17 protein-coding genes are annotated in these 16,893 nt (G+C 40.8%); 8 read left to right on the top strand and 9 right to left on the bottom strand.

Annotated elements, in window-relative coordinates; all coding sequences use genetic code 11:
• The first annotated feature begins 22 nt into the window (after nt 1-22).
• Nucleotides 23-1,489, top strand: a complete 1,467-nt coding sequence (gene pdxR / locus BM156_RS05560) for a MocR-like pyridoxine biosynthesis transcription factor PdxR (protein WP_093918853.1) — start codon at nt 23-25, stop codon at nt 1,487-1,489.
• 192 nt (nt 1,490-1,681) lie between these two features.
• The gene (locus tag BM156_RS05555; RefSeq protein ID WP_244525713.1) at nt 1,682-3,541 is read left to right on the top strand and encodes an alpha-1,3-galactosidase-related protein; all 1,860 of its coding nucleotides are present in this window, start codon (nt 1,682-1,684) and stop codon (nt 3,539-3,541) included.
• Nucleotides 3,542-3,651: 110 nt separating this feature from the next.
• On the opposite strand, the gene BM156_RS05550 is transcribed toward BM156_RS05555, so the two are convergent.
• Together BM156_RS05550 and BM156_RS05545 are read right to left on the bottom strand one after the other, a co-directional pair.
• The gene (locus BM156_RS05550; protein ID WP_093919408.1) at nt 3,652-4,839 is read right to left on the bottom strand and encodes a transglutaminase-like domain-containing protein; all 1,188 of its coding nucleotides are present in this window, start codon (nt 4,837-4,839) and stop codon (nt 3,652-3,654) included.
• Nucleotides 4,840-4,985: 146 nt separating this feature from the next.
• On the bottom strand, nt 4,986-5,696 hold the full coding sequence (locus BM156_RS05545; RefSeq protein ID WP_093918852.1) for a YebC/PmpR family DNA-binding transcriptional regulator: 711 nt from the start codon (nt 5,694-5,696) through the stop codon (nt 4,986-4,988).
• Nucleotides 5,697-6,101: 405 nt separating this feature from the next.
• Here BM156_RS05545 and BM156_RS05540 point away from each other — a divergent pair, with 405 nt between their 5' ends.
• Entirely contained in the window at nt 6,102-7,106 is a 1,005-nt protein-coding gene (locus BM156_RS05540; protein WP_093918851.1) for an FAD:protein FMN transferase, read from the top strand.
• Between the two features lie 251 nt (nt 7,107-7,357).
• Here the strand turns inward: BM156_RS05540 and BM156_RS05535 are convergent, their stop codons facing one another.
• The 4 genes from BM156_RS05535 to BM156_RS05520 all read right to left on the bottom strand — a co-directional run bounded on the left by BM156_RS05535 (nt 7,358) and on the right by BM156_RS05520 (nt 9,187).
• Nucleotides 7,358-7,606 carry a hypothetical protein gene (locus BM156_RS05535; RefSeq protein ID WP_093918850.1) on the bottom strand — a complete coding sequence of 83 codons (249 nt, stop codon included), beginning with the start codon at nt 7,604-7,606 and terminating at the stop codon, nt 7,358-7,360.
• 220 nt (nt 7,607-7,826) lie between these two features.
• The gene (locus BM156_RS05530; RefSeq protein WP_093918849.1) at nt 7,827-8,213 is read right to left on the bottom strand and encodes a hypothetical protein; all 387 of its coding nucleotides are present in this window, start codon (nt 8,211-8,213) and stop codon (nt 7,827-7,829) included.
• 38 nt (nt 8,214-8,251) lie between these two features.
• A complete protein-coding gene (locus tag BM156_RS05525) occupies nt 8,252-8,692 on the bottom strand; it encodes a peptidase associated/transthyretin-like domain-containing protein (protein WP_093918848.1) in 441 nt (146 codons plus the stop codon).
• 24 nt (nt 8,693-8,716) lie between these two features.
• On the bottom strand, nt 8,717-9,187 hold the full coding sequence (locus BM156_RS05520) for a hypothetical protein (protein ID WP_093918847.1): 471 nt from the start codon (nt 9,185-9,187) through the stop codon (nt 8,717-8,719).
• Nucleotides 9,188-9,486: 299 nt separating this feature from the next.
• Here BM156_RS05520 and BM156_RS05510 point away from each other — a divergent pair, with 299 nt between their 5' ends.
• The 3 genes from BM156_RS05510 (at nt 9,487) to BM156_RS05500 (ending at nt 11,693) form a co-directional block, all read left to right on the top strand.
• A complete protein-coding gene (locus tag BM156_RS05510) occupies nt 9,487-9,873 on the top strand; it encodes a hypothetical protein (RefSeq protein WP_093918845.1) in 387 nt (128 codons plus the stop codon).
• Entirely contained in the window at nt 9,863-10,144 is a 282-nt protein-coding gene (locus tag BM156_RS05505) for an acylphosphatase (protein ID WP_212733428.1), read from the top strand. Before BM156_RS05510 ends, BM156_RS05505 begins: the two co-directional genes overlap by 11 nt.
• A gap of 112 nt (nt 10,145-10,256) precedes the next feature.
• Nucleotides 10,257-11,693, top strand: a complete 1,437-nt coding sequence (locus BM156_RS05500) for a pyridoxal-dependent decarboxylase (RefSeq protein ID WP_212733427.1) — start codon at nt 10,257-10,259, stop codon at nt 11,691-11,693.
• A gap of 6 nt (nt 11,694-11,699) precedes the next feature.
• Here BM156_RS05500 and BM156_RS05495 read toward each other — a convergent pair whose 3' ends face one another.
• The gene (locus BM156_RS05495; RefSeq protein ID WP_139218218.1) at nt 11,700-12,911 is read right to left on the bottom strand and encodes a glycosyltransferase family 2 protein; all 1,212 of its coding nucleotides are present in this window, start codon (nt 12,909-12,911) and stop codon (nt 11,700-11,702) included.
• Nucleotides 12,912-12,980: 69 nt separating this feature from the next.
• On the bottom strand, nt 12,981-13,577 hold the full coding sequence (locus BM156_RS05490) for an OmpH/Skp family outer membrane protein (RefSeq protein ID WP_093918842.1): 597 nt from the start codon (nt 13,575-13,577) through the stop codon (nt 12,981-12,983).
• A 323-nt stretch (nt 13,578-13,900) separates the two neighbouring features.
• On the opposite strand from BM156_RS05490, the gene BM156_RS05485 reads away from it, so the two are divergent.
• On the top strand, nt 13,901-14,812 hold the full coding sequence (locus tag BM156_RS05485) for a proline dehydrogenase family protein (protein WP_093918841.1): 912 nt from the start codon (nt 13,901-13,903) through the stop codon (nt 14,810-14,812).
• Nucleotides 14,813-14,929: 117 nt separating this feature from the next.
• On the opposite strand, the gene BM156_RS05480 is transcribed toward BM156_RS05485, so the two are convergent.
• Complete coding sequence (locus tag BM156_RS05480; protein ID WP_093918840.1) at nt 14,930-15,496, bottom strand: nitroreductase family protein; 567 nt, start codon at nt 15,494-15,496, stop codon at nt 14,930-14,932.
• 319 nt (nt 15,497-15,815) lie between these two features.
• Here BM156_RS05480 and BM156_RS05475 point away from each other — a divergent pair, with 319 nt between their 5' ends.
• Nucleotides 15,816-16,811: a GntR family transcriptional regulator gene (locus BM156_RS05475; RefSeq protein WP_093918839.1), complete on the top strand. Its 996-nt coding sequence runs from the start codon at nt 15,816-15,818 to the stop codon at nt 16,809-16,811.
• Nucleotides 16,812-16,893: the final 82 nt, after the last annotated feature.

The following is a 16,893-nucleotide window of genomic DNA, read 5'->3' as shown; positions in this document are numbered from 1 at the left end:
TTAAACTAACAGATAGTCCAGCATGTTCCCTTTTGAAACCATCATTACCATCGACAGAAATCTGAAATTACCTGTATACAGACAAATTGCAGTAAATATTATTCAGGCTGTTAGAAACGGAGTTTTAAAACCAGGGACTCCGCTATTAAGTACTCGAGAAATGGCCAGTTTGCTAAACGTACACCGTAAAACAGTCATTGCTGCTTATGATGAGCTAAACGCTCAGGACTGGATTACGATCATCCCCCGCAAGCAAGTTCATATCTCAGAGAAGATTCCTCTCCTTAATCCACAAAAATGGGAGAAAGAAAAACAAATTCCCCCCTATCAAAATTCATTGAATATTCCTTTTGTAGAAGTTGGTCCGATCACAACACCCCAACCAACCGATTCATTTCATTGGTTTATTGATGATGGCCGACCAGATATCCGATTATCCCCCATCTCGTCCTTACTAAAAACTTACCGGCTACTTGCAGCCAGAAAATCAGTTTCTAAAAAAACTGCTCAGGACAATACCCAAGGGACAATTCGTTTACGAATAGAGCTAGCCAACTACCTGTCGGAGACCCGAGGGATAAACATCTCAGAAGAGAATTTGCTGATTACCCATGGAGCGCAAATGAGTATTTATTTGGGCGCCTGCTTACTTGCTGCGCAAAAAACTTCGGTTATTGTTGGAAAACCCAATTACCCCATGGCCAACAAGGTTTTTAACCAACTGAATGCACCACTCGTTGAAGTTGCGATGGATTCGGATGGATTGGATGTTGATAGAATCGAGCGGCTTTGTCAAAAAACAAAAATAAGCGTTGTTTATGTCATCCCCCATCATCATTATCCAACAACTGTAACTTTAAGTGTTGAACGAAGAATAAAACTGCTGGAGCTGTCGAAAAGGTACAATTTTGTGATTATTGAGGACGACTATGATTATGACTATCACTACAGCTCTTCTCCATACTTACCGCTGGCCAGTGCTCAGCATTATGGTAACATCATTTACATAGGCTCTTTTTCCAAAGTACTGGATCCAGCTGTTCGAATTGGTTTTATGGTTGCTCCAACGAATTTTATAGCACAAGCTACAGAACTGCGCAGACTCATCGACATTGGTGGAGATATGTATATGCAGGATGCTTTGGCGGTATTGATTCAGGAACGTGAGATAAGCCGTCATCTGAAAAAAGCAAAAAAAGTATATCACCAACGAAGAGACCGACTCGCACACTTGTTGCAGCAAGCCTTAGGTTCCCATGTATCTTTCTCAATTCCATCCGGAGGTATGGCTATGTGGATTCGATTCCATAGCACAATTGACATTCAGGAATTGGCTGAGACATTGGCCAAAAACAAGTTAAAAATTGGCTGTATCGATAAAACTGAAAATGCTTTCCGCTTTGGTTTTGCTTCCATGGAAGAGCAAGAACTGGAGGAAACCGTTGATCAAATCAAACAAGCTATTGAACAACTAATCCAAACGAATTAACCTTCCCAATACCCCATAAACTAAGCACTCTCTATATTCTGAAAGCAACTAACCGACTAAAACAAAGCGACACCAGCAATCCTAAAACATCTTTCATTATTCCCAACTATTCATCGATTAGAATAGATTCTTTACTTTAGCGAGAGATTTTTACAACACTCAATTCATTCCTCATTTTTATTATTCATTCTTATGAAACAAACGACTACACTACTATTAACAACTTTACTCTTTTTGTGCTTCAGTTGCTCTCAATCACACAAGACAATCTCTTTTGACACGTTCGGAGTCCACCCCAATTCAAAGGAAAATGCATCGGTTGCCGCCGTGAAATTAATTAAGTACTTACAGTCGCGGGAAAGCGATTCGAAACTAACCGTTACCTTTCCGAAGGGACGATACGACTTTTACGAGGATGGCGCATTTACCCGGGAATATTACATTTCCAATCACGACCAAGACAATCCGAAAAAAGTAGGCTTTGCTCTTGAAGGATTGAAAAACATTGTCCTGGACGGGCAAGGATCTGACTTTATTTTTCATGGAAGAATGATTCCCTTTGCCCTTTTGAACAACACCAATGTCACGCTGAAAAATGTGCATATTGATTTTGAAATTCCGGCACTACGCCAGCTAAAAATTACTGCTGTAAACAAGGAAGCGGACGAAGTTATCGCTGAAATCTATCCCCCGGGAAATTACCGTATTGATAATAACAAATTGGTTGTTGAAGGAGAGAGTTATGAATTCACCCCATACGTTTGTATGCCTTTTCGAGCCGATAAACGGCTAGCTTACAATCGAGCTGATGTCGGATTCAACCCTACTGAGATCACCGAAAAAGCGCCCAATACGCTAAGCATTAAAGGGTGGGAACAAACAAAGCACACTTCGCCCGGAGAGCATTTTGTGTTACGTTCGTATCACCGTCCGACTCCCGGCATTTTTGTTAGTGAATGCACCGACACCAAATTCAAAAATGTAAATGTGCATTATGCCGAAGGAATGGGACTGATTGCGCAAATGAGCGAGAACATTACACTGGATGGGTTCAGCGTTCGCTTAAGAGGCGATGACGACAAACGCTTTTTCACCACCCAGGCTGATGCGACCCATTTCTCTGGATGCAAAGGAATAATTCGGTCTCAAAATGGGTTATATGAAGGAATGGCGGACGACGCCATTAATGTGCACGGAACTTATCTCAAAGTCACCAAGCGAGTAGATGACCACACCTTACAAGGTCGCTACATGCATTCACAATCGTGGGGATTTAAATGGGGTGAGCCCGGCGATAAAATCCAGTTTGTTGAGTCGAAAAAAATGGAGTTGGTAGGTACTCACATCAATGAAATTAAACAAATTAAAGCCATTGATAAGCCAACAGATTTTGGAGCTAAAGAATTTGAAATTGTATTTGCCAACGAACTTCCTGTGCAAGTTACAGAAAATGGAGATTACGGAATCGAAAACCTAAGCTGGACACCAGAAGTCATTTTTTCTGATAATATTGTCCGCAACAACCGCGCCCGAGGCTCCCTGTTCAGCACGCCCAAGAAGGTGATTTGCGAAAACAACCTATTTGATCATACGCATGGAACCGCCATCCTGCTATGTGGCGATTGCAATGGTTGGTTTGAAACGGGGGCTTGTAAAGATGTAATGATCAGAAATAATCGCTTTGTGAATGCACTTACTGCCAACTACCAGTTTACCAATGCGGTCATCTCCATCTATCCGGAAATACCAAACCTGGAGGATCAACAAAAGCTGTTTCACTCGGGGATTGTGATCGAAAATAACACCTTCGATATGTTTGACCAACCGATTTTATATGCCAAATCAACGGATGGGCTGATCTTCCGGGATAACACCATTCAGTACAATACCGAATTTGAGCCGTTTCACTGGAATAAGCATCCTTTCTTTTTTGAGAAAGTAAACAACATTCTGATCAGCAACAATCATTTTGGAAAAGAGATGGATTGGGATCATGCGGTTAGAACCGAATTATCAGCTCCCGATTCGGTAGTGATCAAGGATAACAATTAATAGTCCATCTCGGAGTAACTGCATAAAAAAGGCGATGGAAGCAAGCTTACAAACTGCTTCCATCGCCTTTATCATTTCCTGGCGTATTGTCCTCTGCTCTTTTGAGCTGACTATAAGCTTTCTTGGTAAAGTTTTACCAATTCCGCTTTTTCGCCTGTTTTAATTTTTTCTTCCAGCTGACCTCCTTTACCATCGGCATAACGAACGGTATAGTCAGAGTTCTTTTTCAGCTTAAATTTCAGAAATTTATTCAGATCATCGATGGTACTTGGAGAATAGCCAAAGTCGATGTTTTTATCGCCTTGCCAAACCTCTACACGATCAGACACCCGGTTATCTCCCTTGGCAGTATCCTCATTCTTGTATACTACAAAGTCCACCATCAACTCATCAGCTTCCAAGGCAGTATTCATCACCTGCTCCTGGTAAAGGCGAATGTAGCGATCAGTTACATTAACCGCAGGAATGTACTCAATGCTTTCGTCCCAAACACATGGATAGCTCAAGTCCGTCTTTTTAAACGAAGTTGCATAAATTCCGTGAATTGGATTTTCAGGATCAGCTTTTCCGGCATCAGCCAAAAACCAGCTTTTATTCAGTTCATCAGGATAGTACTCTGTAAAATACCACTCTCCATCCAAATACACCTCAACCCAACTGTGATTTCCGCGCATGTTTGTCCAAAGTGGAGTTCCGGCAATACGAGCAGGAATACCAACAGCACGAAGTGCATCAGTCAGTAAGACAGACAAGCCGGTGCAACTAGCCATTCCTTGCTCCATCGATTCGTAGGGGCTTTGATCCGCCTTGCGACGCTTGGTATTGTACTCCACCTTCACCACTTCATTGATGTTTTGAGTAACTGAATCTACAACATCAAAACCATTGGCGCAATCGGCAACCAGCGGAGTGAAACGATCCAGAAAGTCCTGGCGCCAATTATCACGACGCTCATTCAAACTAACATAGGGAAGCACATCATTGAAAAATAAAGAGTCTGGCAAAGATTTACACCAAGCAAATTGCTCACGCGCCTGGTAGGCTACTTTGGTATTTTCTAAAATGAAATCGGCAGTCAAACTTGTCAAGTCCCGCTCCGGCATATTGGCAATCAAAAACCATACAGCCTTGCGATGAGCTTCAGGTGCCTGCTCCAAAGCTTTTTCCAACTCTACTTTATTTCCTCCTGCTTTGCTTAAAGCCTGCTCCAACTGGGCTTGCTCTTCTTTTGTAAATTCTGGTTGACAGGAGCTTAACACAACCAAAATCATAACCAATACTGTATATATCTTTCTCATGACGCAAAAATAATCCTTTTTACATTTTAGCCACATACGATCGTCCTCTTTTCGAATTTCTTCATCTCCTCTACGATCAAGCTTGAAACAAAAAAGGCTGCCACCCAAAGGTAGCAGCCGTTCAACTATGTGTTTAGAAATATTGATTAGGCAATATTGGTAAATACCTGTTGGACATCATCGTCTTCTTCAATTTTATCCAATAATTTTTCAATTTCCTCCAAGTCTTCTTCTGAGAATTCAACCGGTGAAGTAGGAATTCGTTGCAAGTTTGATTTCGTAACCTCAATTTTCAACTCCTCCAAAGCTGCTGACAAGGTACCAAAGCTAGTGTAGTCTGCGTAAGCATAAACCGTATTTTCGTTTTGCTCAATTTCTTCCAACCCAGCATCAATCAATTCCAACTCAAGTTCTTCCAAGTCCATTCCCTCAAAGGCTTCGAACTGAAAAACAGCTTTACGCGCGAACATAAACTCCAGTGAACCCGTTGGCACTAAACTACCACCGGATTTATTGAAATACGATTTCACATTGGCCACTGTACGTGTGCTGTTATCGGTTGCACACTCAACAAAAATCAGTACGCCATGAGGACCTTTGCCTTCATAGTTCACCTCGGTGTACTCGCTGGCATCTTTCCCTGCAGCCCGTTTAATAGCCGCATCAATATTGTCTTTAGGCATGTTTTGTGCCTTCGCATTCTGAATTGCAGTACGCAATTTGGCATTCATATCCGGGTCAGGCCCACCTTCCTTAGCTGCAATTGTTATTGAACGCGATAACTTTGGAAAAATTCGGGACATATGCCCCCAGCGCTTTTCCTTTGCTGCTCTGCGGTATTCAAATGCTCTTCCCACGGTATAACTATTTTAGTTTGAATGAATTTTTAACGACTGCAAAAATAAAAATAATCATTCAACATTCCTCCGTTTTAAATTTTAAGTTTTTTGATCCGTGCTCATGTTAGCTGCATGCCCCTGTCAATCATCTTGTTCACAAAAAGGACAGCCCTAGGTCCCAATCAAGCGTTTCAAGCTGTTTTTCACAAAACATGAACAACTACCCAAATTCTGGATTGACACTCAAGGTCGAAAAAACAGGATTCAAGTAAAGCTGGTTCTCCTCATGATTCACTCAAAATAGCTACCTTTAGCCCATAGTAAAAGTTACGGTTTTATTTCGCTTAATTACCTTTTGCAACATGCGACTAGTTAGAGCGAATCCGCATCCACAAGAACCTGAAATACAAAAAAGAAAAGCACATGCGCACACATTGGATCTTATTACTGGCACTATTCGTTTTTGCCGCCTGCCAACAACCAAAACAATATGTTTCTAACGAAGGTTTTGTTTACGGGACGGTCTACCACATCACCTATGAAAGTGAAGGAGGAAAAGATCTTCAACCCGAGATTGAAGCAGTCATGAATGAGTTAAATCAATCCATGTCAACCTTCGATTCAACATCGACAATTTCCAAGGTAAACCGCAACGAACCAACCACCTTAGATCCTTACTTTTTGACAGTTTTTAAGCGAGCACAAGAGATCTCAACAATCACCGAAGGGGCTTTTGATATGACCGTTGCGCCGATGGTGAATGTGTGGGGCTTTGGCTTTAAAAATAAAGAACAAGTTACCCCCGAGTTGATTGACTCGCTTTTAGCGCTAACCGGCTATCAAAAAGTACACATCGAAAATGGCCAGTTAGTTAAGGAACATCCAAATACGATGCTTGATGCCAGTGCGATTGCCAAAGGTTTTGCCTGCGATCTGGTTGCTGATTTTTTACAACAACAAGGCTGTGAAAACTTCATGGTTGAAATTGGTGGTGAAGTGGTTGCCCATGGACAAAATGCCAAAGGAAATGCCTGGTCAATTGGAATTAGTAATCCCAATGATCACGAATTCTTCACCCAGCAAAAACTCAAAGCAATTGTAAGCCTGACTGACCGAGCGTTGGCAACATCAGGCAACTACCGGAATTTTTACGTGGAAGATGGCGTAAAATATGCACATACGATTGACCCAAAAACCGGTTATCCGGTTCAACACAGTTTGTTGAGTACAACCGTGCTTGCCAACGATTGTATGACCGCTGATGCTTTTGCAACATCATTTATGGTTAGCGGGCTTGAAAAGTCCATTGAAATTGCCAACCAAGTTGATGAAATTGATGTTTACTTTATTTATTCAGATGAAAATGGGGACTATCAAACATACGTCAGCCCCGGATTTAAAAAGCTCTTAAAGAAAGAGTACGAATAAGGAAAGGGATATTACCAAGAGCACAGGCCTATGAGCAAATCGGCCCCGGAATTGGGCCCCCGGAAGAAAAAAAAGAGATTGAGTGATTAGATGGTTAAGTCCGCAACATCACCAACAGAGAAACAGCGCGCAGGCTCCGCTAATCGAAATAAAACCTAAAAGATAACACCATAGTCCTAAAAACAATCAGCCGTCCTTTGAACAACAAAAGACGGCTGATTGCCTATAAGCTCTGATGAGCTGAAAATCGATCAACATCCACCGGGAGTATCTTCAATCAGTGAAAGTTGTTTAAATGATAATTGGCGTTTTGCTTTCGCCTGCTCCATTTTATCGAAAGTCTGCGCACAGGTAATTCCCCGCGCTTTCATGTGTTTATTGCTTCCAATATGCAGGTTCGGGAACTTCCCCTTTTTCTGGATTAAGATCCGGATTGCCAAGCCCACAAAAGCAATAGCAACCAAGGCTACTGCAACGCCAAATACAAGCAAAAATTCCATTGTTCTCTCCTTTCTTAATAAGTGCTGCAAAAATACGCAAAAAACTGATTTTTTCCGAAAATTAGCCTTTTGCTTTTTAAACAGTTAGCAACAACCAATGGTTGTTTAAGTTTAGACTTTTTTACTCTAAATAGCAGATCAATTACCTTCTTTCGCTTTTTCACCTCCTGTCCCTATCAACGCAAAGAGTGCGAGAAACACAATCCATTTTTTCATGAGATTATTCTTTCCCGTTTAACTTTTCAATAGATGTTATTTTAAAGGCATAGCCTGGTGCTAGTTTTATAAATGGCTCAGACTGTGACACACTTTTAAGTACATCTAGATATAACTCACCACTAACTAATACCTCTAGACCGGATACTTTAAAGTCATCAGCCAAGTCGTCAGGAACCAAATAATCACGATCATATGGAGGCTCATTAGTCTTTTGTTGCTCTTCTTCCACAATTTTCAAAGACCAGATATAGTTAATATTCTTAACATTTTGCCACTCATTATTTGTAACCTCTACTTTCATATTCTCAATAAATAGAACTTCTTCCTCTTTTTCACACCCTGTTCCTATCAACGCAGAGAATACGAGAAACACAATCAATTTTTTCATGAGACTATTCTTTTCCGTTTTAACTTTTCAATAGATGGTTATTCACTCTTACTACCGTGATAAAATATTATTTCAATTTTCTCATTGGGAGATAATTCCATATTTTCTATCACTGCGGTAAACCTATCTTCTTCTTGATTTCCCAAGCATTTTATAGTGTATATTCCGGGCAATACTGCAAGGCTAAAATTCCCTGAAATGTCGCTGGTTGTTTCGAGGTCACTTCCTTTTATCCAAATGTTTGCATTAGCGTAGGGGCTCTTAATAGATCCTGCTGAATATACAAACCCATAAATCAATGCAGAATCATTAAGTGTTTCGTCTATACTCCGGCCGATGATTTCTGCACTACTACCAACAATTACGGGATCGTTGCAAGACCATGCCAGAATGAGAAAAATTGAACTTATTAAAATAGTTGTTTTCATTTTTGACTTAGCTGCATTAACTGCAATTTGCTTGATGAGATTAACGTCCATCTCCTTTAGATTAGAGTTTACAGATTAATTTACCGTTGGTTCAAATAAGATCACTTGCTTAAAATCATCCCAAGCAAATGTTGGGTACAAAGCAGTGCAAGCTCCAGTTACAAACTGAACTTTGTTAAGTTCTTCAACCAATTGGTAACTGAATTTTATTTTATAGATATACTTCAAACTATCCGGGAAGAAATTAGGTCCACAGTTATTCCCATTGTATTCAGGAATAAGCAGTTCTTCTTGAAATTGAAAGAAGTCATCAGGAAAATTAAATGTATAAAAATCCATGCTTTTGTTTTTACTTCCTTTTAGCAATATGCAGTAGCCTCTTCCGGTCTTCTCCCCTGTTACTTGCCCCTCTCTTATCACATCGGCGACAAACGAACCAACCACATAACCTTCAGCCATCGCTAAATCTTCTTCCTTTTCACAACCTACTCCTATAAGGACAAAGAATAAAAAGGTTATACTAATCTTTAAGTGAAATGCTTTCATTCGTCTAGAACTGCTTATTTTAAGTTGCTTGTACATTTCTTTTCGTCCCTATCAAATCGCAACTGTAACATAGATGACTGAAGCTCCCTTTCAGTTGCGCAGGAACACTTATGTTATATAACAACTTCAGCACTTTCAAAATCTTTATTTTATCCAAACGATTCTCCTGTACAAAAATCAGAAAGTTGAACGAACCATTTTTTACAATTTTCAACTCAAAAGCAGCTATTGAAAGAAGTACTTTTAAATCGCATGCAATTATCAAACATTCTTGTTATTTTTAAACAAAAAAACTGACTATGGAAAAGCATATCAACGTAGTAGCCGCCCTGCAAATTGGATTCAGTATATTCGGTATTATCTTCTCTGTTTTAATTTACGCTGTCCTAAATTTGACGGGTGATTTTGTCGAGGAGCCCGAAGCCAGTTTTATCATTACCATGATTGCCAATGTGCTTGTTATTTTCTTTTTACTCATGTCGATTCCCGGACTAATTGGAGGTATTGGACTGTTCAAAAGAAAAGAATGGGCTCGTATTTTGGTCCTCATTTTATCGGTACTCAACCTGTTTAACTTTCCTATTGGCACAGCTGTTGGAGCCTATTCAATCTGGGCCTTGGTACAAACTGATGTCGTTGCCCAGTTTGGCAAGCAACCGGAAAACACGCCCACGGTTGAATCCTAGGTCTGCTCGCCATATCATCGTTTCGGGAAGGGTGCAAGGTGTTGGATTCCGCCATTTTGTTTCCACCAAAGCTCGCGAATGTCAACTCACAGGTTGGGTACGCAACCTGCCAAATGGCAAAGTGGAAATTGAAGTCGAAGGTTTATCGAGCGAAATCAATTGCTTTATTGATTACCTGAAACTGGGAAATGGCTTTAGCCGAACAGACCAATTACACCAAAGTCAGTTAGAGCCAAACAGGAACTATACTGATTTCGAGATACACTACTAAACACTTTTTTAACACGTTTTAAATCTTTACAAACAATAATCACCAACCCAATAGGGTTAAATAACATCTAACAGAAAAAGAATAATCACAACTCAACCCCTGAAATAATACCATGACAACAAAAAACTACCACATGAGCCCGGAGCAATTCCGGGAACAAGGCAAGAAACTCATCGATTGGATTGCGGATTATTATGAGCAAGTTGAAAGTTACCCGGTTTTGTCACAGGCCAAGCCAGGTGACGTTCGGAAACACCTGCCGGAACAAGCTCCCGAACAAGGAGAAAGCTTCGATCACATGATGAAAGATGTTGAGCAATTCATCATGCCCGGAATCACCCACTGGCAGTCTCCCAACTTTTTTGCTTATTTTCAATCCAACACATCCGGCCCTTCTATTTTAGGCGAACTATTGTCGGCCGGTCTTGGTGTGCAAGGTATGCTTTGGGCAACCAGTCCGGCCTGCACCGAGCTGGAAAGCCATGTCCTCGACTGGCTTGTTGATATGATGGGGCTTCCGCAACAATTTAAAACCACAGAAAAAGGCGGTGGCGTTATTCAGGACACTGCTTCAAATGCCTTGCTAACTGCCCTGCTTTGCGCACGTGAGATGAAAACCAACTTTGGCACCAACCAATTGGGAGGATGCCCTAAAACGGTTGCCTACATCTCTTCACACACGCATTCCTCCGTTGAAAAGGGAATTAAGATTGCTGGCATTGGTATTAACAACCTGCGCATCATTGCTGCTGACGAGAACCAAGCCATGATTCCGGAGAAGCTGGAAGAGCAAATTCAAAAAGACATTGAAGAAGGTTTTATCCCATTCTTTACTTGTGCAACCATTGGAACCACTTCTTCCAATGCCGTAGATCCTGTTCGAGCCATTGGCGAGGTTTGCCGCAAATATGACATCTGGCTTCATGTTGATGCGGCCATGTCGGGAACTGCTGCTATTTGCCCCGAAAAGCGCAGCCATTTTGATGGGCTTGAACTGGCGAAAAGTTATGCCTTTAATCCGCACAAATGGATGTTCACCAACTTTGACTGCGACTGCTTTTATGTTTCGGATAAATCGGTACTGATCAAAACACTTAGCATTTTGCCCGAGTACCTAAAAAACGAAGCGACTGAACAAGGGGCAGTTATCGATTATCGCGATTGGCACATTCAGCTTGGGCGACGTTTCCGTGCGCTAAAATTGTGGTTTGTTATTCGTCACTATGGGGTTGAAGGGCTGCGTCACCACATTCGGGAACATATCCAACTCGCACAAGGCTTCAGCCAGTGGGTCAACCAGTCGTCCGACTTTGAATTGCTAAATGAGCCGCCATTCAACTTGGTTTGCTTCCGCTACAAGGCTGATGATGCTTTTAATAAACAGTTGATGGATACGCTGAATAAAGGCGGAAAAATCTATCTAACACACACCGTTTTGAATGAGCAGTTTTGGCTTAGAATGAGTATTGGGCAAACGTCGACCGAACGTCGTCATGTCGAAAATGCCTGGAATTTGATTCAGGAAACAGCCCAACAACTAAAAAAATAAACCCTTTCAGCTTTTAGCTGTCTTTGCTTGGTCATGGGCAGCTAAAAGCTGAATTGCTTCACCCAACTCCTGCATTTCAAAAAAAGCGGGATGCACAAAATTCAGGTACTTCAGAATTTTAAAAGCATTAAAATTCAAAAAGAACCGTTTCTGAAAGCTGTCAAATCGAGCTGAGTTTTCTTTTATTTCCAAAAGAATCGCTTCAAAATCATCCGCTTGCAAAAAGCTTTTCACAGCCCCTGGCAGCTTCACCAACAAACCGGGACAATCCTCCGAAGAGCTTTGATACAACTCTTCCAGCAAATCAAACAACTGCTTCAAATCATCAAAAGCTTGAAAGTTGTAAGTTTCGCGTAAAGTCTCCTCGCCCTCAAGCCACTTTTTCAATACTGGCCCGGTACCAAACGGCACCCGATGAGAAATGCGTGCAGATGGATAGACACAAGTGGTAGTTATTTCTCCGATCTCACCCACCTGGGTCAACTTATGCAGAAAGTAAAAGTCCTCTCCCGCTTGCTTTCGGTTCATTCCACCTTGTTTCACGTAGGGTAAGGCACGAACAGCAAAGGCAGAACCAATGGTGTAAATTGCGTGTGGAAACCCCGTGTAAGCCATCGCCTGTTTATAGTAGTGCAAGTAGTCTTCATACAAGTCCATTCCTTGGCGGTGACGTTCATCGTCCAATTCCTCTGTGCGATGCTTAAAGCGTATGGTTGTTCCCACCTGTTTGGGAAAACTCTGAAAATGTTGCTCTAGCTCGCAAAAATAGTTCTGATCAACCGTGGTATCCGCATCCAGCGAAACAAGCACGCCATCTGGAAAATCAATGGCAGCAAACCGTCGGATCGCTTCATCCATTCCTGTTTTTCGCGCCAGCCCCGCCCCGGCATGCTTTTTCCGAAAAGGAGGAGCCTGAATGACATGCAGTTGAAAAAAGCACGATGCATTTTCTTTTTTCCAATCGTGTAGCTGCTGAGCTGTTTGTTCATTTTGGGCAATGATCTTTGGTGAACTTAGCTCAGAATGATTGATAACCACCAACACCTCAAGCTGGCAGCTTGGTGGCTGGCAAGCCTTCAAAGCTTCGAGGGTATTTAATATTTCTGGCTCATCATAACAAGGAATCACTACAACCATTCCAAGAGTTGAAGCCGGAGCTTCTTCAATAAACGGAGGATAGATAATATTCCTGTTGATATAACGATCAGCAAAACTCATGTAGGAAAGGTAGAAATAAAAAAAATCCGGACAAAAGTCCGGATTTTTCAACTATCGTATTTGTAAGATTTACTTTTTATTTGAGTTGTACCGGCTATTCAACACTTCCAGTACCTCTTTGGTAATGTTATGAGCCTCATCGCCAATTAATACATCTCCAGAGTTCAAAATGTAATTGTACTTCTGGTCGGCATTAAATTCTTCCAAATAACTCATCAAGCTATCAATCAGCTGTTGGTTATTGGCAGCCTGCATTTCTGAAAGTTTGGTTGACAGCTCTTGATCCAGCGTCAATACCTCTTGCTCTTCGCTAACCAAACGGTCACGTTCCTGAATTGCACGGTCCTGTGTTAAGAAACCACCCCGTTGAACCTTTTCCTGAAAAGCAGCAGCACGCTTTTCAAAAGATGAACGCTTTTCTGTATATTCTTTGGTATAAGCTTCCTGATTTTTAGTGAAATTATCGTGGAGTTCCTGAGCTAAATCGTAATTCACAATTAGTGAATCCACTTTAACATAGGCAATTTTCAATCCATCGGAAGAGCTCACGCTTGATGATTTTTCAGCAACTACTTCTTTCGAATTTTTTCCACTAAAATGCAAAGCATAAATACCAATTACAGCAACGGCCAAAACCAAGTTCAGGATCAATGAAGTATTTTTCATTTCTTATGTATTAGTTTTTTTGTTTTCAGAAACTTAAAAAACCTGTCCGTATCTGATGTCATCCCTTTCCACAAAATCCGGACGAATTCGACCGGCCAGTTTCAAAAGCCAGGTCATACAAATAATTTCAGCCAAAAATAAAAATTTAAAATTAGGTTTAAAGCCTTATTCCAATATTTTTTTGAGGCCCCATCATTTCTGTATTCGAGCGAAAATATGCGTAAAATCATAAATATTCGCTGATAAACATCATTGATACCAAGCTCGCCTATTGCGTATTTTTAAAAAGCCCAAAAACTAAACACCTAAATTTTAAATTGAACATGTTTAATAAGATGCTTGCCAACTTGCTGCCTTACATGCCAAAAAAGCTGATTTGGCTGTTCAGCAAAAGATACATCGCAGGAGAGGGGATTGACCAAGGCCTGGAAGTATCGAAAAAACTCAATGAAAAGAACATTGAAGTCACGATCGACCTGCTTGGTGAGTTTATCACCAATCTGGAGCAGGCGGAGGAGAATAAAAATCAATACCTCGAAATTATTGAGCGATTTACCGCTGAAGGAATTCAGGGGAATTTCTCTTTAAAACCAACCATGTTCGGTTTACTAATTGATCAGGAGGTCTGTTATCAACATATCCGAGAGATTATTGCCAAAGCAGCGGAGAAGAATAACTTCATCCGTATTGACATGGAAGATTCTCAATGTGTTGACATTGAAATTGAACTGTTCAAGAAATTAAAAAAGGAATTCAGCGGACATGTTGGGCTTGTGATTCAGGCCTACCTTCGACGCACACTTGAAGACTTGACCGACTTTAGCAACTTTCCATCCAATGGTTACCCGCTCAACTTCAGACTATGTAAAGGCATTTATGTTGAGCCTAAACAAATCGCTTTCAAGGATTACGAAGAAGTTAGAAAGCATTACCTGGAAGATTTGGAATTCATGTTTCAAAACAAGATGTACGCAGGTATCGCAACTCACGACAAGTTTCTAGTTGAAGAAGCCTTAAAGCTTATTGAAAAATACCAGGTCCCCCAAACGATGTATGAATTCCAAATGCTTTATGGTGTAACACCGGAGCTACGTAGTTCAATTGTTAAGCGCGGACATAAAATGAGGGTTTATGTGCCTTTTGGGAAACAATGGTTTAACTATTCAACCCGACGGTTGAAAGAAAATCCCAAAATGGCCAGCCATATTATCAAAGCACTGTTTTTTAGGGGTTAATTTTGATAGGAAAAGGGGGGATTCATTGCCAGAATCACCCCTTCCTTTTTGAAACTGTTTAAGGTTTATCGCTCATCTTATTTTGAGTTATTTTGTCGCTAAAATTTAAACGGTCTCTTAGCTGATAATAAGATCTTCCAATTTCCTTTTGGGAACATGATGAACCTGATGTTCATCGCGCCAGTATTTATAATCCTCGTCAACCATTTCATCCAATACAACTTGCTCTACAGGCTTTCCTAAAGCAATTACCTGAACCACTTCCAGATGATCAGCAAGCTGAAACAGTTGTTTCAACTTATTCCGATTGACCGCCGCAACAATACAACCACCATAGCCGTCTTCAACAGCGCCCAACAAAATACTTTGGGCAGCAATTCCATGATCGCAATAATAGTTTTCCGTAATTTGCAGATCATTCAACATCACCAGGTAGGCAGCCGGACGCTCCCCCTCTCGAGGCCCTTTCCAGTCTTTCAGGTAGCCCGCCCATGCCAATACAGGAAACAGTATCTCGCATTGATCCGTTTCGGTAACCACCAAATACTTCAACGACTGGGCATTTCGTGCACTGGCAGAGCAACGAGCCAAATCAATCCATTTAAGCAGTTGCTCAGGTTTTAATCGTTGCTTTTCGTCAAACCGTCGATAGCTCCGGTTTTTCATGATTAATTCTTTCAACATTTCAGTTTTATTTTTGGATTTCTTTGATCTACTAAAACCAAGGAGCCACTAAGGTATTAAATAAAGCTTGTTTTCGATCTAAAGGCTTTAAGATCTGATTGGAAAAGATTAAATTTAGCAAATCAAAAGGATAAGGGAGAATATACCGAATTGACCAAACTTTAGAAGTATAAATTGAAAGCTCTCCACTTATCCTTTTGCTCTTTAAACGGCATTTACTTCCGATTATTACCTTTCATTCAAAAAGAAAATCAGAAATTTCACAATTAGTTTTGTATGTTTGCATACCAGAACAGACCACTTAAATAGCTTAACATCAATGAGCAAATTCCACTTTAAAATTGATCCAGCCTCTAATCAACTAAAATTTCAACAGTTAATCGATTCCGTTACTGAAGCAATCAGTAAAAACCTGCTTCAGGCAGGCGACATCCTGCCTTCGGTCAACCAATTATGTAAGGAAAGTTCACTGTCGCGCGACACCGTTTTTAAAGCTTATGCTGAATTGAAAAATCGTGGAATCATTGAGTCTGTTCCAAATAAAGGCTACTTTGTGAGCAAAGCAACGACGAAAGTTTTCCTGTTTCTGGATACCTTTAAAGCATACAAAGAGGTGCTATACGGTTCCTTCCTTGAGAATCTTCCAGACAATATTGCCGTTGATCTACATTTTCATCACTACAACATCAATGTGTTTGAAACCATCATTAAAGAAAGTCTGGGGAAATACACCAAATACATTGTCATGAACTTTGACCATAAGCGGGTTCCTGAAATTGTCAAACAAATTCCGAACAACAAGCTACTGGTTATCGATTGGGAGGTGCATGCAAAACCAGAGAACTCATCGGTTTTCCAAGATTTTGGGCAGAGCTTGTACGACTGTTTACAAGCCCACCTTCAGCCCATAAAAAAGTACGAACGTTTTATCTACATGTATCCGGAGTTCACGTACCATCCGCAGGAGTCAATCACCCATTTTAACGCTTTCTGTAAGGACAATAAGATAAGTTCCGAAGTGCTAAAGAACAGCCGCGAATTCAATATCCAACCCGGCGATTTATACCTGATGGTTAGCGACCGAATGCTTGCTCGTTTTTTGGATCAGTGTGACCAGAAAAAACTGGTTCCAGGAAAAGATGTGGGCGTTATTTCTTACAACGAGACGCCTATGAAAAAATATGTCAAAGAAGGTATCACCGTTATTTCTACCGATTTTGAACTCATGGGACGCAAAGCGGCTGAATTTGTCTCTGGAGGAGAATCGGTGAACTTTTGTGTACCCACAAAATTGACTTTACGAAGCTCCTTGTAGCAATATCTGTTTTAAAACATAAAAAAACGATTTTGAAATCGAATAGAGTCCATCTACTTTTACAGAAGCATACCAGAACAGA

Source organism: Sunxiuqinia elliptica (assembly GCF_900113005.1).
Lineage (GTDB): Bacteria > Bacteroidota > Bacteroidia > Bacteroidales > Prolixibacteraceae > Sunxiuqinia > Sunxiuqinia elliptica.
This window is presented reverse-complemented; position numbering and strand designations above follow the sequence as displayed.

Bases quoted from the DNA above. Each gene is read 5' to 3' on its own strand.
- BM156_RS05495 (WP_139218218.1), bottom strand. From the start codon at position 12,911: ATGAGTTTTGCTGATCGTTATATCAACAGGAATATTATCTATCCTCCG.
- BM156_RS05510 (WP_093918845.1), top strand. From the start codon at position 9,487: ATGGAAAAGCATATCAACGTAGTAGCCGCCCTGCAAATTGGATTCAGT.
- BM156_RS05490 (WP_093918842.1), bottom strand. From the start codon at position 13,577: ATGAAAAATACTTCATTGATCCTGAACTTGGTTTTGGCCGTTGCTGTA.
- BM156_RS05535 (WP_093918850.1), bottom strand. From the start codon at position 7,606: ATGGAATTTTTGCTTGTATTTGGCGTTGCAGTAGCCTTGGTTGCTATT.
- BM156_RS05480 (WP_093918840.1), bottom strand. From the start codon at position 15,496: ATGTTGAAAGAATTAATCATGAAAAACCGGAGCTATCGACGGTTTGAC.
- BM156_RS05520 (WP_093918847.1), bottom strand. From the start codon at position 9,187: ATGAAAGCATTTCACTTAAAGATTAGTATAACCTTTTTATTCTTTGTC.
- pdxR (WP_093918853.1), top strand. From the start codon at position 23: ATGTTCCCTTTTGAAACCATCATTACCATCGACAGAAATCTGAAATTA.
- BM156_RS05485 (WP_093918841.1), top strand. From the start codon at position 13,901: ATGTTTAATAAGATGCTTGCCAACTTGCTGCCTTACATGCCAAAAAAG.
- BM156_RS05550 (WP_093919408.1), bottom strand. From the start codon at position 4,839: ATGAGAAAGATATATACAGTATTGGTTATGATTTTGGTTGTGTTAAGC.
- BM156_RS05540 (WP_093918851.1), top strand. From the start codon at position 6,102: ATGCGCACACATTGGATCTTATTACTGGCACTATTCGTTTTTGCCGCC.
- BM156_RS05530 (WP_093918849.1), bottom strand. From the start codon at position 8,213: ATGAAAAAATTGATTGTGTTTCTCGTATTCTCTGCGTTGATAGGAACA.
- BM156_RS05555 (WP_244525713.1), top strand. From the start codon at position 1,682: ATGAAACAAACGACTACACTACTATTAACAACTTTACTCTTTTTGTGC.
- BM156_RS05475 (WP_093918839.1), top strand. From the start codon at position 15,816: ATGAGCAAATTCCACTTTAAAATTGATCCAGCCTCTAATCAACTAAAA.
- BM156_RS05525 (WP_093918848.1), bottom strand. From the start codon at position 8,692: ATGGACGTTAATCTCATCAAGCAAATTGCAGTTAATGCAGCTAAGTCA.
- BM156_RS05500 (WP_212733427.1), top strand. From the start codon at position 10,257: ATGACAACAAAAAACTACCACATGAGCCCGGAGCAATTCCGGGAACAA.